The sequence below is a fragment of the Paraperibacillus marinus genome (assembly GCF_046237605.1).
In the GTDB taxonomy this organism is placed as follows: domain Bacteria; phylum Bacillota; class Bacilli; order Bacillales; family DSM-1321; genus Paraperibacillus; species Paraperibacillus marinus.
In genome coordinates, this window is the sequence record NZ_CP143542.1 from 1,776,857 (window position 1) to 1,799,899 (window position 23,043).

The following is a 23,043-nucleotide window of genomic DNA, read 5'->3' on the forward strand; positions in this document are numbered from 1 at the left end:
TTCTGGCAGGCTGGAGACTGTGTTTAATTCTAATCAGAAGAAAGAATCTTCATCAATCAGCTGGCGATATGCCTCCTCTGCTGATTCCTGTGTTGAAAATAAGGCATCATCGTCTTCAATAACATGGAAGGTTTCATTCAGAAATAACGCCAATTCATTTGGATTATGAGGATGCGCTACAATTTCCGCCGTCCTGATATTGGAAACAGAAGGCACATGAGGATTATTGTATATAACAAAAACCTCATCCCCTGCGGAAAGTTCGTCCCGGTTCACGGTACTCATCAAAACACCCCTTTCGATTCATATTGATAACCATATTAGTTTGTGTACAGGACGGGATAATTATAAAAGGCTCTTTTCTAATGGTTTTTAATTTCCGAAGGTCAGTCAGGAGAATACACTCATACAAAGATGCGTCGAGTAATTACAATCACATAAATATTCCTATTTGATCAACTACTATAGCAAAAGGTACATAATAGAAGATTCTTATATCCTTCAGATTAGAAATAGAGAGTCATTAGCTGCCATTTACTGCTTTATTGCTCTGGTATCGTAATGGAGGGTCCCGGTTTAATATGTAGAAAAAATCCAGGGGTCTTTCGGAAAGGATCTATTTTAAAAGTGGTTATTTTCTGATGAGTTTTGTGAGGTAACTTTGCTTACCCCCGCTAATCAGCAAGTCTTCTTTCGCTAAACGCATAAGGGCGACTAGGCTTTTGTCTTCTTTCGCGTCCGCATAAGTGCGACTAAGCTTCTGTCTTCGCTTGCGCTCGCCAATCAGCAAGTCTTCTTTCGCTAACGCATAAGTGCGACTAAGCTTCTGTCTTCGCTTGCGCTCGCCAATCAGCAAGTCTTCTTTATCGGTTTTTCTGCGTGCCATATTAGCAACCGCTTTAAATCAAGTCCCTGAACATTGAGCTATAAATAAGTTTTCCTTGGCAGGCACCGCTTACCGCTTTTCCATGCAGAAGCAGGGCCCTCCCCGCGAAGGTAGAGTGCCTGCCGAGGAAATCAACTTTCTTGTTCAGCAGCAATGTATGGGAAAACGGCCTTCAGGTAAAAAGACCGCTGTTTTTATCCAGGCAGGTCGCTCATACGTTTATATTTATAACAAGAAGGGAAACTTACTCATATAGCAATTATATTAGATATTGAAAGGAAGACGGACTATGCTTTGGACTCTTATTGGTATACTGCTTGTGCTTTGGATATTGGGTTTGGTATTTAAAGTGGCTGGCGGCTTGATTCACATCCTTCTTGTTATTGCGGCAATTGTCTTTATAGTGAAATTCATAGCAGGCAGAGGCAGAGGCAGGATGTAGTGTCCAACCGGTTCATCCTGAAGGTTTCCTCGGGATGAACCGGTTTTTTTATTTATAATCCAGCAATAGCTTGGACTTAAACATGAAATAATGGGAAGGATGTTAATTTCATTATAAAAGCCGGCTTTCCATTTATCTCCTCATGATGACAATTCCCCCCATTATATTTCAAAATGATTTCAAGACAGATCTAACTTCAAAGTGTCTGACCGGTGCTTTTTTTTATGGGCAGGAGCAGGAGAGAATACACGGCGGATTCCTGATAGGGCAAAGAAAAATAAAGAAAATCAGGTGTCTTTTCAAAGAGGAGATTGAGTGCGGAATCTGCCTTACAACCAGGTAAAAATATCAGAATATTCAGACAATATGTAAAGTGAGCGTCATATTTATGTCATGAAAGTCATTCAATTTATATCTCCCTGTTCTTTATAACGCTCTTTTATCTGTTATGATAGATGACATTAGCGAACAAAGAAGCACTAGGGAGGAATACATATGAAAAAGACTTTATTCTCATTAGTCGCAGCGGCGGCGCTTACAGGTACGGCGGGAGTGAACGCCCAGGCAGAGGAAATCGTGGTTAAGAAGGGCGACACTCTTTGGAGAATCAGCCAGAATCATGGAGTGGCAGTTTCAGAATTAAAGAAATGGAATCATTTAAAGAGCGACATCATCCATCCGGAAGATCATTTGACGGTTTCCCCTGATAAGCACCACAAGGTATTAAAGGGAGAAACGCTTTGGAGCATTGCCGATAAATATGGAGTCTCTGTTTATAATATTAAGAATTGGAACAATCTATCGTCCGATATTATTCATCCAGGACAAGATCTTAAAGTAAATTCAGTAACATATGAGACACCGCCAAGCAAATCAGGCACGCCGGTAAGCAGTAAGCCTGTCGCTGCACAGCCAGCGGCAGTGAAAAGTGAGTCAAAGCCGGCAGCTGAAGGCAAAACCATCAATGTTAGGGCCACTGCTTATACTGCAAGCTGCGAAGGATGCTCCGGCATAACAGCAACAGGTGTAAACATCAAGGACAATCCATCTGCAAAAGTAATCGCTGTTGATCCAAAAGTCATTCCGCTCGGATCCAAAGTCTATGTTGAAGGCTATGGCTATGCGACGGCTGAAGATACAGGCGGAGCAATCAAAGGAAACCGTATCGATGTCTTCATCCCTGAACAGCAAAATGCCATTGAGTGGGGATCTAAACAAGTGAAAGTAACTGTAATTAAATAATTTAAATACAGTCTAGCTGCCCCTGTCAGGGGCAGCTTTTTTTGCATTGGGCGAACGCTATACGGATGACTTCATTTCAACAGGTAGAAGGACAATTTATGCCGAAAACCCTTCATTTCCTGCCTTACTATGCGGTGCTCAGCCCCGGACAGCCATTCAGTCTGCCTGCTATTCCCGGTTTCGGCTGAATTTTTCTATCTTAGCAGGTATTGGATATGCTCTGCAGGTTTCCGGCCGGCTAAATGCGGGAAAGAATAAGTGCTTGATTTGAATTGATGAGAGGAGCCGCCTATATGGGGATGTTAAGTAATACAGGTGCGAAGAAGGCAGCTGACCATGCTTCCCGTCAGATGAGACCTTGGATATTAAAATTCGCACGAATCGGTTTCATGGCTAAGGGAGCTGTTTATATTCTGGTGGGGGCACTGTCCTTTTTAGCAGCAATTGGCGGGGGCGGACAGGCAAAGGGCACTAATGGGGCCATGAGCTCAGTCGCTGCCAAGCCATATGGCGAAGTTCTTTTATGGCTGTTGGCTATCGGGCTGGTCGGATATATCTTTTGGCTCGCAGTCCAGGTCTTTAAAAAGGACCCTTTGGAAGAAAATAAATATAAAGAGATGATGCAGAGAGCGGGCAATGCAATCTCATGCGGAATCTATATTGCCCTGACAATCAAGGCAGTATCGCTTGCAGTTCATGCAGGCAGTTCAGGAAACGCCAAGGAGGCATGGACAGCCAAACTCCTGGCAACAGAAATTGGACCCTGGATAGTAGGACTGGTAGGGGCTGGCATAATCATTTATGGCATTAAAGAAATAGTTTCGGCGGTGAGGGAACGCTTTTTGAGCCAATTCAAGACAGGTGAGATGGACGAAAAAGAAATTCTGGCCGTAAAGAAAGCCGGTAAGGCTGGCATCATTTCCAGAGGACTGGTCATCATTGTTCTTGGGTTTTTTGTCATCAAGATGGCGGTTACCGTCGATCCGAACAACCCGAAGGGAATGGACGGTGCGCTTCAAAAAATTCTTGCCCAGGAATATGGGCCATGGATGCTTGCGGTCCTTTCAATCGGTCTTGCATTATATGGTGTTTATGAAATCCTGAAAGGTAAGAATAAACATATAACCATCTAACAATTTACCTCCTATAGTTTATATAATCGTCATGCCGGGAATAGAATGTTACAACAAAATAATCGAGAGTAATCATTCGTCAGCAAAAAGGCCGCTTGACATTACATGTAAAGTATAGTATTATAAATACTGGTTTCATTTATATTAGTTGAGAATATTAAATGAAATATCGAGGGTAATTAAATCGCAGAATTTTATTATTTTAATTACAATATGATATTTCCGCTTAATGCGAACCCAAGTGCCGGCTGCAGCACTTATTAAGCTGAGGTAATACCGGAATATAGCTATGCTGGCTATATGAAATCAGTTACGATAAATCAAAATTAGACACGGTATTGCCGTATACAATAAAATTTTGCTGAATGAGTCAAAACCTTATTTTTTCGACTGGCGCGACCTAGGAGTCGCAGGATGGAAGAGAGGTAGGGCTTTCATATTTAGGTTTTGAATGTTGATTACTCTCACCTAAATATAACTTGCTTTTTAGCAGGTGCTAATTTTAAAATAAATACTTGTGAATAAAAGGTGCTGCCTTCTGGGCTGGCACCTTTTTCTATAGGATTGATTAATTCGGGAGATTGTAGTCTTATTAATACATAAGGAGATTAGAGAACAAATTATGTTAAGGCCGGGTGAGTGTATGGAAGAAATTAAAGTTTCAGTCAGGCCATTGGTCGAATACGTATACCGGGCAGGAAGCATTGAAAAGGGTTTCGGATCGCAGGCATCGATGACCGAGGGAACCCTTGCCCATCAAAAGGTACAAAAAGGCTACAAAGATGGGGACCAAAAGGAATTGCCGCTCATGGCTGTATTGGAAGCGGAAGGCATCCGATTCAGGATTGAAGGGCGCTGTGACGGAATCCTCGCGGCAGAAGAGGGTGTCGTGATTGATGAAATAAAATCAACTAAAAAAGATTTGAACGAAATAGATGAAGGAGGGTACCCTGTTCATTGGGCACAGGCAAAATGCTATGCCTATATGTATGCACTTGCAAATGAGCTATCTGGCCTGACCGTCCAGCTTACTTATGTCCATCTTCAAACCCAGGAAATCATCAGATATAGAAGGAAGTATACCGCTTTGGAGCTCGAGCGCTGGATGCAAGGGCTGCTGGCTGATTATGTTCCATATGCCAGATTGAGGCTGAAACTGCTAAAAGAGAGAGAAATCAGCATAGCGGCGCTTCCATTCCCTTACGAGTCCTACCGGAGGGGGCAAAGGCATTTTGCCGGAGCGGTTTATAAGACAATTACTGATCAAGCCAGCCTTTTTGCCAGTGCTCCTACAGGAATAGGAAAAACCATCTCCGCCCTGTTCCCATCATTAAAGGCAATGGGGGAGGGCAGGATAAAGAAAATATTTTATCTGACTGCAAAGACCATTACCAGGCAGGTGGCCGAGGATGCATTATTGGTCATGGAGCAGAAGGGCCTCAAAGTGAACTCGGTGACCATTACTGCAAAAGATAAGATATGCTTCCAGGATAATCTTTCATGTTCACGGGAAAGCTGTGTATATTGTGAGGGCTATTACGACCGGATAAATGGAGCGGTCATGGACATCTTATCAATTGAAACCATCATGACCCGTGAAATCATAGAGAAATATGCGAAGAAACATAGAGTCTGCCCTTTTGAATTCTCCCTGGATCTTGCTTATACGGCCGATATTGTTATCTGCGATTATAATTATATATTTGATCCGAAAGTATCGCTTAAGAGGCTCTGGGATGATGCGAAAAAGGAGAGTGTGCTTCTGATTGATGAAGCACATAACCTTGTAGATCGGTCCCGATCCATGTTTTCGGCAGAAATAGTGAAATCGCTTTACCTGGCTTTAAAGCGGGAGTATAAAGGCGCGAGTCCGGGAGTATTTAAGGCATCTAAAAAAGTAAACGATTTCTTTATCGGGGAAAGGAAAAAAATTCCGGATTCTAATTACTTAGTGCAGGACGAATTGCCCCGGGAAATTGTGGAGGTGCTGGAGGAGTTTTGTGATGCGGCAGAAGAAGAGCTGCTTGCTGCCGGCCCTTCTTCGCAGCCGGAATTGCTTCTGGAGGCTTATTTCAGCGCCAATGATTTTATAAAAATCTCCAAATTATTCAATGATGACTATGCTTGTATGTATATAAAGGAAAATCAGGACTTCTCCATCAAATTACTGTGTCTGGATGCCTCTGGATTATTAGGAAAGGCGGGAAACTCATATGGTTCTAAAATCTTCTTCTCGGCAACTCTCCAGCCTGTCCAGTTCTACAAAGACATGCTTGGTGCGAAACCAGAAGATTACACCCTGATTCTTCCGAGTCCTTTTGAGGCACATCAGACCCAGGTATTCATTTACCCAGTATCAACACGATATCATGACAGGCAAAAAAGCCATCATCCTATTGCCGGCATGATCAAAAAAGCTCTCCTGGCTAAGCAGGGCAACTATCTTGTCTTTTTTCCTTCATACAGATATATGCAGGATGTTTTCCTTGCCCTGGAGGAAATCGGACACGATGCCAATCTGATCATTCAAAAAACACAGATGACGGAACGGGAGAGGGAAGAATTCCTTGCTTCTTTTAAGGCAGGGACAGCTGGTGTTCATGCAGGTTTTGCAGTTCTTGGCGGCATCTTTTCGGAAGGAGTCGATCTTATAGGCGACCGCCTGAATGGTGTGATGGTTGTAGGAGTGGGACTCCCCCAAATCGGTTTCGAAAGAAATGTCATTAAAGAACATTTTACTGAATCAGGCAGGAATGGCTACGATTATGCCTATGTTTTCCCTGGTATGAACAAGATTCTCCAGGCGGCTGGCCGCCTGATACGGTCAGAGTCGGACAGCGGGACCATCATCTTAGCGGATGACCGTTACCTTACACAGAAGTATCAGGCCATGCTGCCTCCGGAATGGCGGGATTACACCATCCTAAAAGCAAAATTTGAGGATTAGTCCTGTAAGAGAGAGGGTACATATAAATATCAGCTAGGAGGGATATAATGACTGAAAAATCAAATGCTCGTCCAGAGGATGCCGCAGGAAAAAGCTATAATCCAAAAAACACGACCATTAAGGATGAAACATTAAAGGGGCTTGAAAAGACCCATGGTCAGGTGATGGACTATTACGAAGGTCCAGCCGCTGAAGAGCAGGATGACAGTAAAAACAAAAAAAATTAAAGAGCGTGCTGCACGCTCTTTTTATTATTGATTTTTTTCATTAATTGCCCGAAAATTAGATAAAAACGGAGAAATAATGATGAAGAGATTTCACTGCTGTGCAACCTGCATCCATTTCAGTGCAAATAAGGATCACCTTGGAATGAAATATAAGTGCACGAGGCTTGGTTTTGATACGATGCCCCGCTATCAGTTTAATTGCTGGAAACCGAAGGAGCAGGTAGTGAGACTGATAAAGAAGGAACAGTCCAGAAACGTTTTGCCAGTTTCAGAACTTTCTGAAGGGAATAATGACAGTGAAAAAGGCCATACTAATGGATAAAAATGGAGGCTGATTATCGTGAAAACTGTCAGGGAATATATGACGTCAGACGTAACCTTCTGTACAACATTGGATAATGTTTACGAAGCTGCATTGAAAATGAAAGAAAACGATGTAGGAATCATCCCGGTATTAGAAAACGATAAGCTTGCAGGGGTATTGACAGACCGTGATCTGGTTGTACGGGGAATAGCCGGGAAACATCCCGGCTCGACTAAAATCACCGATATCATGACCCAGGAAATTTACACTGCTGCTCCTGATATGAGTGTAGATGAGGCACTTGAGCTGATGGCCAGCCGGCAGGTAAAACGGCTCCCGGTGGTCGAAGATGGCAGGCTGGCAGGCATGATAGCTCTGAAGGATATAGCGGTCCATGAGGATACAATTGCGGAAGCCGGGCATACTCTGTCCGAAATCTCAGAGGGGCATGGCAATAATTTTAACTAATGTCAGATAATCAGCTTTCACACGAAAGCTGATTTTTTCTTGCCGTCTAGGTTCCTTAAGTTTCTCTCATGGAAACTTTTGTGATTTAATGAAGTTACTATAATGAAAAAGGGGTGGACCCGCCTGAATAAGCTGTCTGTATCTGTTTTATCCATAGCCGCCCTGCTGCTGCTGTGCCTCTACCTTGGAGGCTTTGTGTACGCTGTCAATAATAATGTGAACGGGCAGCCTCAACAGGATGCGTCTCTTCTAAAAAAAGAGAGCCAGGAAAAAGAGGATGGCAAGGAAATAAGTGTCGCTGCGATCGGTGACTCCTTGACAAGGGGAATCGGAGATGAAAGCGGCAAAGGATATATAGGGTATTTAACAGATGAAATGAAAGAGAAAACGAAGAAAAAGGTCGTTGTCCAGAATCTCGGCATCAGCGGACAGCGTTCAAATCAGCTTCTTGCACAAATCAAAACCAAATCCATTAAGGAACGGCTGGCTGAGGCAGATTATGTGCTCATTACTATCGGAGGCAATGATCTGTTTCAAGGCGGTCAGACGCTCGCCGATTTTAACCAGGAAAAAATAAAGGAAATACAGCAGAAATACATTCAGAATATTAAGGCCATTTTTTCCGGAATCAGGAAAGAAAATCCGGAAGCAGTCATTTTCCTTGCCGGTTTATATAATCCGTTCAGCGAAATGGATAATGGAAAGGAAACCTCTGCAGTTGTACGGGAATGGAATTTCAGTACTGCCGAGACAGCCGCCGGCTTTAATAAAACGGTGTTTGTGCCTACCTTCGATTTATTTGAACTTCAGGTAAACGACCTTCTTTATACCGATCGTTTTCACCCCAATACGAAAGGGTACCGCCTGATAGCTGAAAGAGTTGCAGCATTGCTGACTTTGTAAGGAGGAACTGATGTCATCTATTACACTTTCCGTTAAAAATGTGAAAAAAAGAATTGGCAGAAAAGAAATTATCAAAGGACTTGATTTTAATTTATACGAGGGAGAAGTATTTGGGTTCCTTGGCCCGAACGGCGCAGGCAAAACAACAACGATCAGGATGCTGACCGGTCTGATCAAGCCTACTTCCGGGACAATCACCATCTGCGGCTATGATCTGCAGAAGGATTTTACAAATGCCATGATGCACCTTGGATGCATTGTGGAGAATCCAGAGTTATATCCTTTTCTATCCGGATATGATAATCTGATTCACTTTGCACGAATGATCCCTAGACTTGAAGATAAAAGGATCAGTGAGGTCATTTCACTGGTCGGCATGGATGAACGAATCCACGATAAGGTCAAGACTTATTCTCTCGGGATGCGCCAGCGTCTCGGAATTGCCCAGGCCCTGCTCGGCAGACCCAAAGTATTGATTCTCGACGAGCCGACCAATGGCCTGGATCCTGCCGGTATTCGGGAAATGCGGCTTTTCATCAGGGAGCTTGCTATAACAGAGGGCCTCAGTGTACTTGTATCGAGCCATCTGCTGAGTGAGATTCAATTGCTGTGTGACAGAGTCTCCATCATATCGAAGGGTTCAATCATCCAGACCGGGACTGTGAAGCATCTGCTTTCCAATCAGGAAAAACTTCTGTGGAATGTTGAGCCGGCTGCTGAAGGCATGGAGATACTAAAGCAGTTTACCGCAGCTGAAGAAGACGGGGGGGTCATTGTCACGGATTACATTCCAGGAAAAGCTGCTGAATGGAATGAAGCACTCGTGAAAGCGGGTGTGAAGGTAATGGAAATGAACCGCCGTCTTCCTGCCCTGGAGGATTTATTCCTGGAACTGACGGGCGGTGACAAAATTGATTAACCTCATCGAGAACGAAATGATGAAACTAATAGCAAGAAAGAGGCTGTACGTTGTCGCTGCAATTCTGACCGTACTTGTCGTTTTGTTCACTTATGCTCAGTATCAGACTGTTCAGACACAGCTAAAAAAACTGGGTACGACCGATTGGAAAACCTCCTTGCAGCAACAGATCATTGATACGCAGAACAGGCTGAATAACAGCCGGATACCTGATGATTTTAAAAAGGAGCTGGAGGTAAGGGTAAAGCAGCAGCAATATTATCTGGACAATGATATCAATCCTGCCGAGCCCGGTGCACCGAGCTTTACGAAGGAGTTTCTTGAAAACTCTATCGATTTGCTGCTGCCGCTCCTGATTATGGTGATAGCAAGCGACCTAGTATCCTCTGAATTCAGCATGGGGTCCATTAAATTGCTCCTCACCCGGCCGATCAAACGGTGGAAGGTGCTTCTTAGCAAGTACATTACCCTTCTTTTCGCAATATCATTGATACTGGCGCTGCTTGGCATTGTCTCCTACTTGATTTCAGGAGTTGTATTCGGCTTTAAGGGGTGGACAGCACCGGCATTCACCGGCTTTAAGATTACAGAGACAGGATTTGATGCATCCGGGGCCATGGTTATCCCGCAATGGAAATTTTTAATGATGGATTTTGGTTTAGTCTGGTTTGCAGCAGTGGTTGTAGGGACTCTTTCCTTTATGGTGTCTGTAATGGTCCGCAGTACTGCAGCAGGCATGGGGATTATCCTGGCCCTGTTGATTGCCGGGGCAATCCTCAGCAATATGGTCTCATCCTGGATATCAGCCAAATACTTATTCATGCTCAACCTGCGGCTGCCAGATTATCTTAATGGCGACCCGCCGCCTATCGAAGGGATGTCACTATCCTTCTCGCTTATCGTTTTGTCAGTGTGGTGGCTGGCGGCACTAGTTGCATCCTTCTGGGTGTTTACGAAAAAAGATATATATTAGAATGATTTAATAACTGGAGGATTCGGCATGTTTGAATTTAAAGGAATTGATCATGTCCAGCTGGCAGGGCCAGCTGGGTGTGAGGAGGAAGCAAGAGCATTTTTCAGCGGGATTCTTGGACTTGAAGAAATAGTGAAGCCGGCAAGCCTGAATCAGAATGGATGCTGGTTCCTCTGCGGGAACCAGGAGATCCATATAGGAATTCAGAATGATTTTTCCCCTTCCAAAAAGGCACATCCGGGATTGCAGGTTACCGGCCTGAAGGAACTGGCAAGAGTCCTCGCCGACAATGGAATTGAAGTCAGGGAAGATAAACCGATTGCGGGGAGAAATAGGATTTTCGTTGATGACCCTTTTGGAAATCGTATTGAATTCCTTGAATTTATAAGAGATTGAGATTTATATGAAACCTTTTCCATTTTTCAGCGTAAGTAATGGAAACGGGCAGGAGCCTGTCCTATAAGAAACCGACAATCTATTAAATACAGGGAGCTGAAAATATGGCTGTTTCTTTAAGCAAGGGCCAGAAAGTTGATCTTACGAAAGGCCAGCCCGGATTAAACCATCTGCTTGTAGGGCTGGGATGGGATCCTGCATCAGGCGGCATGGACCTGGATGCATCGGTTTTCCTGCTGGCTGAAAACGGAAAGGTGACAGGTGAACAGGATTTCATTTTTTATAATAATCCGTCAGGCGGGCAGGGGTCCGTCATTTATAGCGGCGATAACCGAAGCGGGCAGGGGGCGGCCGATGATGAACAGATCAGGATCGACTTAGCGCGGGTCCCTCAGCATGTCCATCGTATTGCCTTTACGATAACGATCCATGAAGGTGAAGCGAGGCGCCAGAACTTCGGCATGGTGCAAAATGCTTATGTGAGGGTGGCAAACGAAGAGACGTCGCAGGATCTGGTCCGCTATAATCTGGGCCGGGATTTCTCAGTTGAGACGGCAATCGTTGTGGCGGAATTATACCGTTATAAGGGAGAGTGGAAGTTTTCCGCTACCGGAAGCGGATTTAGCGGGGGGCTTGCTGCCTTATGCGGCAATTTCGGAATTGAGGTGGAAGCGCCAGCCTCTGCCCAGCCGGCAGCATATGCACCTGTACAGGGGCATCAGCCGCCAGCTTACCAGCCGCCTGTGCAGCAATCCTTTACTCCTTCGCCTCCTCAAGGCTATACCAATACATACGGCAGCCAGCCGGCTATGGGGGCAGGGAACCACAATCCGACTTATGGAAGCCATGTACCACCACAGCCGGCTGCCTCCGGCTTTACATGTGCAAGATGCGGATCCCAGAATGTCATGACAGGGAAAAAGGGTTTTGGACTCGGCAAGGCAGCCATCGGAGGCCTTGTGCTCGGTCCGATTGGTTTGCTGGGAGGCTTTATTGGCGGAAACAAGCTGAAGCTTACCTGTGTGAATTGCAGTCATACATGGGAGCCAGGAAGCTCAGAAATCTCGAAGATTACCGATACGATAAAAAACCAGGCTAAAACCCTTATCCAGCAGTATAAATCTTCCGATTCACTTGAGGCCATCACAGCCGGACTTGCACTTGTGGCAATGGCAGACGGCAGGCTGGATCATACTGAAAAGCAGAAAGTTCAGGAATTTATCAGCCAGAATTCTGAACTCAGCTCTTTCGGCACAAATCAGGCAATATCAAAATTTGATTATTTTGCAGGAAACATGTCCAGAGATTATCAGCGAGGCAAAGATGAAGCCTTCTCCAAGCTGTATAAGCTTCGAGGTAAACCAGATCTGTCCAGGCTTGTTGTAAATTATTGTGTTGGAATCGGCTATGCTGATGGGCATTTCTCATACGAAGAGCAGCAGATGGTATCAGATATCTGCCGTATGCTTAATTTAAATCCTTCTGAATTTTTATACTAAATCAAAGAAGCAGTTTACGATGTAAGGCAGACGTCGTAAACTGCTTTTTTGTGTTTTTTTGTGCAGAGCATCACCTTCAGGAGAAGGTTTGGTCACGGGCGGTCAAGAAGCAGGAGCTATTTTCCAGGTTCAATCTTTATTTTAATTATGTTACTATAATAATTGAACCGGCGAAAGCTAACTGATTGAAGGAAAAACCTGCCCAGAATTAATATTTTCGATAATATATCCAGGAGGGGAAATGAATGAAAAAAGTTTTAACGGCTTTTTTAGTTTGCTTCATGAGTACTTTATCTTTACTGGCATTCCACCCGGCAGAATCAAAAGCGGCATCCACTCATAATCCAGTGGTCATGGTGCACGGAATAACAGGATCATCATCCAATTTTGAAACGATAAAATCCTATCTTGTCTCCGAAGGCTGGTCAAAGGATGAAATATATGCTGTAGACTTTTGGGATAAATCAGGGACAAACCGCAATAATGCACCTGTCCTATCCCAGTTTGTTAAGAAGGTACTGAAAGAAACCGGATCAGATAAAGTGGATATTGTTGCACACAGCATGGGCGGCGCAAATACACTCTATTATATTAAAAATCTGGATGGCGGCGATAAAATTGGCAATGTCGTCACTCTTGGCGGCGCGAACGGTCTTGTCACCAACGAAGCACTGCCGGGAACAGACCCAGATCAAAAAATTCTGTATACCTCGATTTTCTCTTCTGCTGACATGATTGTGACAAACGGTCTGTCCCGATTAGAAGGCGGAAAGAATGTACAGATAGATGGAGTAGGGCACATCAGTCTTATTTTTAACAGCAGGGTTAACGAACTCATCAAAGAAGGACTGAATGGCGGAGGCCAGAATACGAATTAACGAAAAGAGGCAGACTCATCAGGACGGTTATATCCGGACTGGGAGCCGCCTCTTTCTTTATTGGCACTGCCTTTATTGGCATCTCAGCATTCCACAGCATGCCGCCACAGCTTGATTAAACATGCTTTAAAAACCAATCCCGGATCTGTTCGATATGATGTATTCTTGCATGCGGTTTGCCGCTCCTTGTAATTTCATGATTTTCCCCTGGATAAGTGATCAGGCATACTTCCTTTTGCTGTCTTTTCAAAGCCGTATAAAATTCTTCCGCCTGCTGAACGGGACATCTATAATCATTTTCGCCATGCAGGAGGAGGAGCGGCGTTTCCACCTTTGAGACGTATTTTAATGGAGAATGCTCCCAGAGAAGGTCTGGATCATGAATCAAATTTCCTTTCAATTCCCACTCGGTAAAATAATACCCGATATCACTGACTCCATAGAAACTGATCCAGTTGCTGATGCATCGCTGGGAGACTGCCGCCTTGAAACGGTCAGTCCGTCCGATGATCCAGTTGGTCATAAACCCTCCATAACTGCCGCCTGTTACCCCGATCCGTTCCGGGTCAATGAAATCGTAGACTCCAAGTACATGGTCGACAGCACTCATCAGGTCCTCATAATCATGTCCGCCATAATCACCCCTCACGGCATCGGCAAAATCCTGTCCATACCCCTGGCTTCCCCGTGGATTTGTATAGAGAACTGCAAATCCCCGGGAAGCGAGTGTCTGGAATTCATGATAATAAGTATTGGCATACATGGCATGGGGACCGCCGTGAATTTCTAAGATAAGCGGGTACTTACGGCCTTCTTCCCAGTCCGATGGCTTCATGAGCCAGCCGTGCAGCTCCTGTCCGCCTGAAGTCCAGGAGAATGATTCGGCCGTGTTCATTTTTTTATCCTTCAGAAATGCCGCATTCACAAAGGTCAGCTGCACCAAATTCCCATTTGTGAGATTAAGATGATAAAGCTCACCCGGGCTGTCAGGACTGCTGACGGCAATCACTGCCACATGCGTGCTGCCATTAATCGAAAAACCATAGATGTGTTCGGCTTCCACCCTGGAAGGATAGATGGCACCTTCTATGTTTCCATAATAAATGGATGTGCTTCCCCTTCCCGATGAGATGAAATAAAAACCGCAGCTGTCGTCTGTCCATTTTACACCCGTCTCTGAACTGCCTATATGGAAATCCCCAATAGCAGTGTCACCAGCAAATTCATCCCAATAGGGTGTAAGACATGTTAATTCTTTTTGATGGGAGTCAAAGAGCCAGATTTTGGGCAGTGTAGCACCTTTATATTCCCCGGTATGGCCGGTAATGGCAAGATATCGGCTGTCCGGCGACCAGGCTGCTTCTGTAAAAGATCCTCCTTCCGGGGTAAGTCTGGATATATTAAAATTCCCAGTATGTATTAAACAGATATCAGAGCCTGGATGGATCTCCTGAGTTTGAATACCGCTTGCTTGGAAGGCAATCCATTCTCCGTCCGGCGACCAGCTGGAAGGACAGCTGTCATATTGGCCGTTTGTTATTTGCGTGCATTCTTTTGTATCGGTGTCTACGATGAACAGCTGCTGATTTTTTCCATCGAAATAACCGGATGCATCCGATTTAATCCTAAAATCTTCATATTTGCTAAAATTAGATTCTGTTTCAGCATCATGGAACTGGACACGGGCAGAAGTCAGTATTTTCGTTGAACATGGAGACCAGACGATGCTGCCGGCTCCATCAGGAAAATCTGTCAGGCATTCCGGCTCACCGCCAGCAGATGCCATGATATAAAGCTGGTTTTTGCCAGTTCTGTCAGATACGAAGGCCATTTTCCTCCCGTCAGGCGACCATCTGGGTGTTTGATTCCGGCTGCTGCCAAAGGTCCACTGGCTTGATTGCCTGTCAGCCAAATCCAGGATATGAATGTGGGAAACATATGTATTAGCTGCTTCATAAGCAATCGTTTTGACAAAAGCAGCCCTTTTTCCATCGGGAGAAAGCTGCGGATCTGTGACGGAATATAGCCGGTATATATCCGCTGCAATGATTGAGTCCATTTGAATCCCTTCCTTTTTTATAGGATATTTTTAGTTTAGCACAGCATGTGCCTGTCAGCCGTAATTAAGATGGATATTGAGCAGGGTGCTGACTGCGCCTATTTAACTAAAATAATAATGAAAATATTTCAAATATATAGTAAAATATAGCTCTGTGCTGTAAAAGGGGGATACATAATGAATTTATTAAAAGAAACGCTGCAGCATTTTAAAGCCTATTGGAAAGGGCTGGTTATTGCTTTCATCTGCTCGCTGATCGGCGGTGCCTTCACCATTTTCCCGCCCATCTTAACCGGTAAAATTGTAGACGGGATCGTGTCGGGCATTTCCGGGCAGGTTCTGGGATGGATGATTGCAGGGGTAATGATCTCTTTTCTTTTCAAGGTGCTGTTCGAGTCCCTGCAGGAACTTCTCCAGGTAAGAATAGGTCTTGATGTTATAACAGATATGCAGCTTAGGGCATTCAGACGTCTGCATAAGACGCCGATGTCTTTTTTTACGACAACACCCAGAGGAGATATGCTTTTCAGACTGACACATGATGTGGAATCAATTCAGAACCTGAATAATACAGTAATCCCCCGGTTCGTTCAGCAATTCATAAGTGCAGTTGCCGCATTTTCTGCGGTCATCCCGCTCTATTGGCCGGCTGCGGTCGTGATGGTGTGTGTGTTTGCAGTCTATCTTTATCCGTCATTCAAGCTTGGGACCAGGGTAAGGAAGATGGGAGCTGTACAGCGTGACATGAGTGCAGATATGTACAGTCATTTGCAGGAAAGTATTGAATCCATCCGGCTGGTGAGGACATTTCAGACTCAGGATCAGGAAATCAAGGCCCAGGCGGGAAAACTTTCTAAATGGAAGGAGTTCTCCATTAAGCTTGCATTGATCGGCAAGGTCAACTGGCGCCTCGGAAATCTGTTCAACATTGCAACTCCAGGTGTGGTCATGCTTGTTGGCGGTTTGTCAGTATGGCAAAATCAGATTTCGATAGGAACGCTGGTGGCGGTCCTAAGCTTTATTCCCATCATGTTTATGCCTGTCAGGTCACTTGCGGAGAATGCTCTGGTCATTCAGCAGGCCATTCCCGCCCTGCAAAGGATATATGAATACTTCGACCTTCCACAGGAGCACAGTGACTCCCTGCCCCATTTCGGCATGGTGGAAGGACATATCTCTATGGAGGATATATGGTTCAAATATCCCGGAAGAGAAGTATACGTATTAAAAGGTGTGGACCTCGAGGTAGCGGCAGGAAGTCATATCGGCATAGTGGGAACGAGCGGGGGAGGGAAGAGCACCCTGATCCAGATCCTGCTTGGCCTTTATGATCCGGACCGGGGGACAGTACATATCGACAGAAAAAACTTATATGAACATGACCGTAATTCCTTCCGGCGCCAGGTAGGGGTGGTTTCACAGGAAACTTTCCTGTTGAACACCACCTTAAGAAAAAACCTTCTATATGGACGGCCGGAAGCAGAACAGGAGGAGCTGGATCAGGCATGTGAAGCGGCGGGTCTGACAGAGCTCATTCATTCTCTGCAGGATGGCTATGAAACACTCGTCGGGGAAAGAGGCCTTAAGCTGTCTGGAGGACAGAGGCAGAGGGTAGCGCTGGCGCGTGCCATACTGCGCCATCCTCCCATCCTGATTTTTGATGAAGCCACTTCCTCGCTCGATGGAGAAACAGAAGAGCGCGTCCAGGCTTCGCTGGAGCAGCTTATTCCAGGAAGGACGACCATCACGATTGCACACAGGCTCGTCACTGTAAGGGATGCTGATAAGATTCTGCTGCTTGATGCTGGCCAGGTTGCCGAAGAAGGCACACATGAAGAATTGCTTGCAAGAAAGGGCAAATATTATCAATTGTATATGGCTCAATACAGTGAGCTTGAAAAGGAGAGTGCCATATGAAACAATCCGCGCTGCCCAAAAAAGCCGGAGACGGCAAACGGGTCATCCAATTTTTAAAGCCTCACAAGAAATGGGTGTTCGCTGATTCATTCGTTATTGCTGTCAGCCAGGTTTTTTCAGCTCTCATCCCTACGCTTGCTTTAAGCTGGCTGGTGGATTCGATCATCCCTAATGAGTCAAACGGGCTTCTCTGGGGACTTATGTGGCTTCTGCTATTTGCTGCAGTCATTGATTTGACCCTTATGGTCATTGATGAGTACTTTTGCCACCATGTTGCAAAATCCGTCACGAATTGGCAGAAGCTGAGGCTGTTCAGCCACCTGCAGGTACTGCCTTACTCGTATTTCCATAACAGCCAGACAGGCGAGCTGTTGGCGAGAGTATCCGATGATCCGGATACTCTCCATAATTTTCTTGCCTGGGAAGGTTCAACATTTATGGCAGCCTGCCAGGGGGTCATTTTATACAGCCTTGTGCTTTTATGGATACATCCTTATTTAATGCTGGCAAGCGTTGTCCTTGGCGTCTTGTTCTACTACACATCCAATCTTGCCGGTTCAAAAATGAGAACGGCATCAGCAGATGCAAGGAGGGAGGCATCAAGATACCTTGAGCGCCTGCGTGAATCTGTGACAGGCATACACTTGTCCCGGGTGCTTGGTGTTTCAGATACCGAAGTGGAAAGCGTAGCTGAAATCCGCAGATCCTTTGTCAAGGAAGCAAGGCTTGAGCTGTTCGCCCGGATGAAATCCGTGGTGGTTATAGGAAGTTTCAATGGATTTGTCCTTGCAGCTGTTTATGGCATAAGTGTCCTCCTCATTTGGGATGATGCTCTTACAACCGGGCAGATGCTGACTGCAGGCGGTCTTGTAACCATTGCTGCCAATGAAATCCAAAGGCTCCTGCGCAATTGGCTGTCTGTAAGGAGGACCGGCCCTGCCCTGGACCGTTCAGAGCTGCTTCTGGCAGAAGAAACTTCAGAGGCAGAGACGGATGCTGGAAGGACAATCAGCGGCCTGAAGGGAACACTCACCTTCGAGAACGTAGGATTTACTTATCCAGGCAAAAATGATCCTGTATTGAGAAGCATTTCCTTTCAAGCAGGTCAGGGAGAGGCCATTGCACTTGTAGGGCCAAGCGGATCGGGGAAATCCACCACCATTGATCTGCTCCTCCGCCTGTATGATGCAGACAGGGGAAGGATTCTGATAGACGGACAGGATATCAGAGAACTAAATACAGGATGGCTTCGCTCACAATTTGCTATCGTCTCTCAGGATATCCAGCTCAGGAATGGAAGTCTTGCTGATAATCTGCGAATGGCAAATGAAGAGGCATCGGATGAAGAGCTGATTGGAGCGCTGTACGACAGCGGGTTAAAGGAATATTATGAATCACTCCCCCTTGGACTCGATACCAATGTCGGGGAAAGGGGCAGCCTTCTCTCGGGAGGACAGAAACAGCGCCTGTCACTTGCGCGTGCATTGGTGCGTAATGCTCCCTTCCTGATCCTTGATGAAGCCAGCTCTGCGCTGGATCCCATAACTGAGACACAAATTAATAAGGCGGTCGCTTCGAGAAGGAAGAAACAGACAGTGATCATCATTTCGCACCGCCTTTCCACCGTTCTTTCTGCGAACCGGATTGTCGTGATGGAGAATGGGTTTGTCGTTAGTGAGGGGAGTCATGAGGAATTGCTCGATACGCAAAATGGTGTGTACTCAAGGCTATTCAGAAGAGAAGCCGAGATCGGCGGGAATGTTTACCTGAACCATGTCTGAACCATAAAACAAACATGAATTTTCTACTTGCAGCCCATTCATGGAAAGGAACTGGACTTGAGCAGGAACAAACACCATAAGGCGGTGGAGCTGAGCAAGGCAAACGTATGCCAGGAAGATCAATGATGTGCACACCCAGCTGAAGGGAGCCTCCTGATAGATGCAGCTCCGCTCCTTTTCCACATAAAAAGATAGAGCAGTGCAAGCAGCACACTGCTCTATTTTTTTTTGAAAAGAGAGAAAAGCCCTTTTTTCTTTTTTTCAGTGACTGGCTTGAATGTATCAGGAGCATCTTTTATGAAAATATCTTCCACATCTACTGCAACGGGAGCGGCAAGCACAAGTCCAATCTCTGTATCATAATCCAGGTTTGATACAAGTTTATAGGGAATTCCTGCTTCATTAGCTGCTTTCACATATTTGCTTAGGTGAGTATAGGATATCTCACCGTTCAGCAATAAGGATGCTTCTTTATTTTCTTTGCAGGCTTGAAGGATTTGTGGATAAATATTCTTTTTTGCCACCTGGCCTTTGTATAGCGCTGCAATGACCCTTTCACGGAAGGTGCCTAAAAACATCCGCTTTTCTTCAGGTTTCAGCTCCTTTTCCCCGTATATCCCTTTTTCAATATAATCATCCACATTATCTGCTGGCATGGTTTCCCTCCTGACAGTGAATTTTCATTATAGTATATGTTGTTTGCAAATCAAACGGGAATTAACCGGCCAGGAGCGACAGTCCGCGTAAATATTTTCAATTGGGTCAGGGCATCTTACAAAATAAGGAGGTGTTAGCATGGCAAAGATAGGTGTAGAGCAATCGTTGACAAGTGTGTCTGAAGCATTGCGGGGACGCGGCCATGAAGTAATCGAATTAAAACAGGAGTCGGACGCGGCAGGGTGCGATGCATGCGTGATCACCGGACTGGATTCAAATGTTATGGGTATGGCCGATGTTTCAATTCAAGGATCTGTTATTGAAGCGAACGGATTGACTGCCGAAGAAGTATGCTCCCATATAGAAAACAGCCTGAGCTAAAAAATGAAGGGGACTGAACAGTTAGTTTGTCCAGGCCGCCTTCTTCCTGCATGAAAGGAGCAGCTGTAAATGTCTGACCAAAATAAGAAACAGGATTTAATCGACGGGCAATATGAAACGGGCGATAAACGAAAGATTGACACAGTCGTCGATGCAGCAGGGACTGCTTCATCACACCAAAAAGAATTGAAGAATGATAAGCAATAAAAAAATGGGCCATCGGCCCATTTTTTTATTGCAGAATCAAAAACCCATGCGGTTCAATAAGAAGGGTGTCATGCTCCATCCTTACCGGATGATCCGGGAGCAGGCTTTTCAGCTTGCTGCCGCTGAAGCTTTCCGGAAGGCTGACAGAAACCTTTTCAGATGAGCTATTCAGAATGAATAAGATTTTTTGGTCATCATGTGTCTTTGTGTAAATGACAATGTCCTTTTCTTCCTGGCCATCCAGAAATTCCAGCTTCCCTCTGTTGCCGAATGCAGGATTTGATAACCGCAGGGAAATCAATTGCTGGACAAATCTAAATAAATCTCTGTCCTGATTTTCCTCATCCCACTCCATACACGCACGGCACCCAGGATCGTTGCTGCCGGCCATTCCTATTTCGTCTCCATAATAAATACAAGGAGATCCTGTAAAGGAAAGCTGGAATACATATAGGAGCTTCACTTTTTCTTTATTATTGCCGCAGACCGTCATGATTCTCGGTGTATCGTGGCTGTCCAGGAGATTGAAGGCAACCTCGCTTACATTCTGAGGGTACATATTCTGAAGCTCGATGATATTACTCTTAAACTGGCGGGGATTCATTTCACCGGATGCCAGGAATTTCAGCGCTGAGTTGGTGAAGGGGTAATTCATCACGGCATCAAATTGGTCACCCTGCAGCCAAGGCATAGAATCATGCCAGATTTCACCCAGGATATAGATGTCAGGATTTATGGCCTTTACTTCTTTTCTGAAATCACGCCAGAAGGCATGATCCACTTCATTGGCAACATCAAGCCTCCAGCCGTCAATATTGAACTCTCGTGCCCAATACCTGCCGACTTCAAGAAGATATTCCCTGACCTCTTTATTTTCAGTGTTCAGTTTCGGCATATCCGGAGTGAAAGCAAATGTATCAAAGCTTGGCGGCTCATTGATGATAGGGAATTCACGTACATGGAACCAGTCCTTAAATGGAGATGCCTCGCCCTTTTTCAGCACATCCTGCCACTGCGGGAATTGAAAGCCTGAATGATTGAATACAGCATCAAGCATGATTCTGATGCCGCGCTTATGGCATTCTTCGACAAGTCTTTTCAAGGAATCCTTATCGCCGAATTGGGGATCTATTTCCATATAATCGATGGTATCATACTTATGATTGGAGGTTGCTTTAAAGATAGGGGTGAAATAAATTCCGTTAATACCCAATTCTTCTAAATAATCGAGATGATCGATGACTCCCTGAAAATCTCCACCAAAAAAGTTATTCACCTTAGGTTCTGTACTGCCCCATGGAAGGGCGCCCTCAGGATTGATAGATGGATCACCATTTCCGAACCGCTCAGGAAAAATCTGATACCAGATTGTGTCCTTCACCCAATCCGGAGCCGAAAATACATCCGCCGGATTTAAGAATGGAAATACAAAATAATAAGCATTGTCATTTGTCAGGAAAGTATCCAAAAATCCTTTTTCGGAGTAAATGAGGGTTTCGCTGCCGCTGCAGAGTTCAAAACCGTATCTCAGCCTTCTATAGGGAGGCTTGATGGCAATGAACCAAAAATCGAATAATTCGGAGCTTCCGCTCTTTTCCATTTGCACAGATTCTGTTACCCAGCTGCCGTCCTTCCAGACATAAGGGTCCCCAAAAATCAAGTTTACTTTTTCGACGTCATCTTTTTTGGTGCGCAGTCTAATATGTATGGTTTCATTGTCATATGCATAAGCAAAATTATTCTTTGGCCGGTGATAAACTGCTTCCTTAAGCATGAAAATCCTCCCTTTTTTTAAAAAACCCTTTTATTCTGCAACCGATTTCATTACACTATCATTAATAATGTAATCTGCTAGGCTAATAATGTCAAATATAATTGAATATTGTCAAAACCGTAGTAAAGAAGCAGCCTTGCATTGAAATTCATGAGAGAAGGCAGGAAAAAAGCATGATGTTATTAAAGGATTTTACTAGAAATAGATTCAGCCTTGGCGCCGTTTCTCAGCTCGGAAAGAAAAAATGGTACAAAATCATCCTCCAAAATATATTAATCGGTACCCTTATTGCCTTTCCCCTTGTTATTCAGGTTCTGAAAGCTGATGAAACCAGATTATATGAAGCTGCCTTCCCTGAACTTTCAAAAAGTGATTCATGGTATGAGCAGATCAGCGGGATAAAGATAGTCGACGGCCTTCTTTCTGAAAAAATAGGTAAACTCAAGGCAGAGGCAGGAAAAGAATATATAGCGGCTGACCCGGATGCTTCATTTGAGAATGCAGGCAGGGAAGATTCCTTTATCCTGTTTACTAAAGAAGTCCTGGTAGTCAACTCATATGGAATTCAGCTGAAAATTCCTTATGGCAGCAGTGATATGGTGGATTTTGATGCTGCCCGGTATAAGGATGGCGAAGGGGTGCTGAAGGAGATAGCAGCTGTTTCGAAGCCTCATCTGGCTATACCAGCCATGCAGTTTATCTATCCGCTGAGCTTTTTATTGAATATAATTTTTATTGCACTGATTTCCCTGTTTGCACTGCCCATGAACTATCGTTTGAGGGACAGACGGAGCTATAGGGAGATATTCACTATGTTCTCATATGCAGCCACCATCCCTGCCATCGCCGCTTTCGTGATAGGAAGCCTGGCGTCGGCGGCATTCGTCTATACCATCTATAATTTCGGTTTAATTTTCATAGGCTATTATTTATTCCGCAAGCATCTCCGCTAAAGGAAATTCAGCCGTAACGTCAGTGGATTCCCCTTTCCTGAAACTGGAAAAGGATGAAGGGAGGAACTCCGCTGACAAATTTTTTAAAAAATCAAAT

Annotated in this window: 23 protein-coding genes; 18 read left to right on the plus strand and 5 right to left on the minus strand. The window is 44.9% G+C overall.

From position 1 onward, the window contains the following. Positions 1–33: 33 nt before the first annotated feature. Both V1498_RS09015 and V1498_RS09020 read right to left on the minus strand, forming a co-directional pair. Positions 34–285 (minus strand): transcriptional regulator SplA domain-containing protein, encoded by a 252-nt coding sequence (locus V1498_RS09015; protein WP_409298388.1) that lies wholly within the window; start codon positions 283–285, stop codon positions 34–36. Positions 286–631: 346 nt separating this feature from the next. Then, positions 632–886 (minus strand): hypothetical protein, encoded by a 255-nt coding sequence (locus tag V1498_RS09020; RefSeq protein WP_409298390.1) that lies wholly within the window; start codon positions 884–886, stop codon positions 632–634. Between the two features lie 289 nt (positions 887–1,175). Here V1498_RS09020 and V1498_RS09025 point away from each other — a divergent pair, with 289 nt between their 5' ends. The 13 genes from V1498_RS09025 (at position 1,176) to V1498_RS09085 (ending at position 13,217) form a co-directional block, all read left to right on the plus strand. Further along, complete coding sequence (locus tag V1498_RS09025; RefSeq protein ID WP_409298392.1) at positions 1,176–1,328, plus strand: lmo0937 family membrane protein; 153 nt, start codon at positions 1,176–1,178, stop codon at positions 1,326–1,328. Positions 1,329–1,823: 495 nt separating this feature from the next. Continuing rightward, positions 1,824–2,570, plus strand: a complete 747-nt coding sequence (locus V1498_RS09030) for a LysM peptidoglycan-binding domain-containing protein (protein ID WP_409298394.1) — start codon at positions 1,824–1,826, stop codon at positions 2,568–2,570. Positions 2,571–2,863: 293 nt separating this feature from the next. Continuing rightward, positions 2,864–3,703 (plus strand): DUF1206 domain-containing protein, encoded by an 840-nt coding sequence (locus tag V1498_RS09035; RefSeq protein ID WP_409298395.1) that lies wholly within the window; start codon positions 2,864–2,866, stop codon positions 3,701–3,703. A 643-nt stretch (positions 3,704–4,346) separates the two neighbouring features. Then, positions 4,347–6,650, plus strand: a complete 2,304-nt coding sequence (locus V1498_RS09040) for an ATP-dependent DNA helicase (protein WP_409298397.1) — start codon at positions 4,347–4,349, stop codon at positions 6,648–6,650. A gap of 47 nt (positions 6,651–6,697) precedes the next feature. After that, positions 6,698–6,877 (plus strand): DUF4025 domain-containing protein, encoded by a 180-nt coding sequence (locus V1498_RS09045; protein ID WP_409298399.1) that lies wholly within the window; start codon positions 6,698–6,700, stop codon positions 6,875–6,877. A 142-nt stretch (positions 6,878–7,019) separates the two neighbouring features. Then, positions 7,020–7,199 (plus strand): hypothetical protein, encoded by a 180-nt coding sequence (locus V1498_RS09050; RefSeq protein ID WP_409298400.1) that lies wholly within the window; start codon positions 7,020–7,022, stop codon positions 7,197–7,199. An 18-nt stretch (positions 7,200–7,217) separates the two neighbouring features. Then, entirely contained in the window at positions 7,218–7,649 is a 432-nt protein-coding gene (locus tag V1498_RS09055) for a CBS domain-containing protein (RefSeq protein ID WP_409298402.1), read from the plus strand. A 102-nt stretch (positions 7,650–7,751) separates the two neighbouring features. Further along, on the plus strand, positions 7,752–8,552 hold the full coding sequence (locus V1498_RS09060) for an SGNH/GDSL hydrolase family protein (protein ID WP_409298404.1): 801 nt from the start codon (positions 7,752–7,754) through the stop codon (positions 8,550–8,552). Positions 8,553–8,562: 10 nt separating this feature from the next. Beyond that, positions 8,563–9,471: an ABC transporter ATP-binding protein gene (locus tag V1498_RS09065; protein ID WP_409298406.1), complete on the plus strand. Its 909-nt coding sequence runs from the start codon at positions 8,563–8,565 to the stop codon at positions 9,469–9,471. Beyond that, the gene (locus V1498_RS09070) at positions 9,464–10,444 is read left to right on the plus strand and encodes an ABC transporter permease subunit (RefSeq protein WP_409298408.1); all 981 of its coding nucleotides are present in this window, start codon (positions 9,464–9,466) and stop codon (positions 10,442–10,444) included. The genes V1498_RS09065 and V1498_RS09070 overlap by 8 nt, the downstream gene beginning before the upstream one ends. Positions 10,445–10,471: 27 nt before the next feature. Next, positions 10,472–10,840 carry a VOC family protein gene (locus V1498_RS09075; protein WP_409298410.1) on the plus strand — a complete coding sequence of 123 codons (369 nt, stop codon included), beginning with the start codon at positions 10,472–10,474 and terminating at the stop codon, positions 10,838–10,840. A 104-nt stretch (positions 10,841–10,944) separates the two neighbouring features. Further along, entirely contained in the window at positions 10,945–12,339 is a 1,395-nt protein-coding gene (locus tag V1498_RS09080; RefSeq protein ID WP_409298411.1) for a TerD family protein, read from the plus strand. 245 nt (positions 12,340–12,584) lie between these two features. Then, on the plus strand, positions 12,585–13,217 hold the full coding sequence (locus tag V1498_RS09085) for an esterase/lipase family protein (protein ID WP_409298413.1): 633 nt from the start codon (positions 12,585–12,587) through the stop codon (positions 13,215–13,217). Between the two features lie 115 nt (positions 13,218–13,332). Here V1498_RS09085 and V1498_RS09090 read toward each other — a convergent pair whose 3' ends face one another. Beyond that, positions 13,333–15,276 (minus strand): S9 family peptidase, encoded by a 1,944-nt coding sequence (locus tag V1498_RS09090; protein WP_409298415.1) that lies wholly within the window; start codon positions 15,274–15,276, stop codon positions 13,333–13,335. A 177-nt stretch (positions 15,277–15,453) separates the two neighbouring features. On the opposite strand from V1498_RS09090, the gene V1498_RS09095 reads away from it, so the two are divergent. Both V1498_RS09095 and V1498_RS09100 read left to right on the plus strand, forming a co-directional pair. Continuing rightward, positions 15,454–17,193: an ABC transporter ATP-binding protein gene (locus tag V1498_RS09095; RefSeq protein ID WP_409298417.1), complete on the plus strand. Its 1,740-nt coding sequence runs from the start codon at positions 15,454–15,456 to the stop codon at positions 17,191–17,193. Beyond that, positions 17,190–18,974, plus strand: coding sequence for an ABC transporter ATP-binding protein (locus V1498_RS09100; RefSeq protein WP_409298419.1), 1,785 nt, complete (start codon positions 17,190–17,192; stop codon positions 18,972–18,974). The genes V1498_RS09095 and V1498_RS09100 overlap by 4 nt, the downstream gene beginning before the upstream one ends. A gap of 218 nt (positions 18,975–19,192) precedes the next feature. On the opposite strand, the gene V1498_RS09105 is transcribed toward V1498_RS09100, so the two are convergent. Then, entirely contained in the window at positions 19,193–19,630 is a 438-nt protein-coding gene (locus tag V1498_RS09105; RefSeq protein WP_409298420.1) for a YueI family protein, read from the minus strand. 139 nt (positions 19,631–19,769) lie between these two features. Here V1498_RS09105 and V1498_RS09110 point away from each other — a divergent pair, with 139 nt between their 5' ends. Both V1498_RS09110 and V1498_RS09115 read left to right on the plus strand, forming a co-directional pair. Then, a complete protein-coding gene (locus V1498_RS09110; RefSeq protein WP_409298422.1) occupies positions 19,770–20,012 on the plus strand; it encodes a YkuS family protein in 243 nt (80 codons plus the stop codon). 69 nt (positions 20,013–20,081) lie between these two features. Further along, a complete protein-coding gene (locus tag V1498_RS09115; protein WP_409298423.1) occupies positions 20,082–20,219 on the plus strand; it encodes a hypothetical protein in 138 nt (45 codons plus the stop codon). Between the two features lie 25 nt (positions 20,220–20,244). On the opposite strand, the gene V1498_RS09120 is transcribed toward V1498_RS09115, so the two are convergent. Then, positions 20,245–21,993: a glycoside hydrolase family 13 protein gene (locus V1498_RS09120; protein WP_409298424.1), complete on the minus strand. Its 1,749-nt coding sequence runs from the start codon at positions 21,991–21,993 to the stop codon at positions 20,245–20,247. Positions 21,994–22,166: 173 nt separating this feature from the next. Between V1498_RS09120 and V1498_RS09125 the strand changes: the two genes are divergently transcribed. Next, complete coding sequence (locus V1498_RS09125) at positions 22,167–22,946, plus strand: DUF1189 family protein (RefSeq protein ID WP_409298426.1); 780 nt, start codon at positions 22,167–22,169, stop codon at positions 22,944–22,946. Positions 22,947–23,043 lie beyond the last annotated feature (97 nt).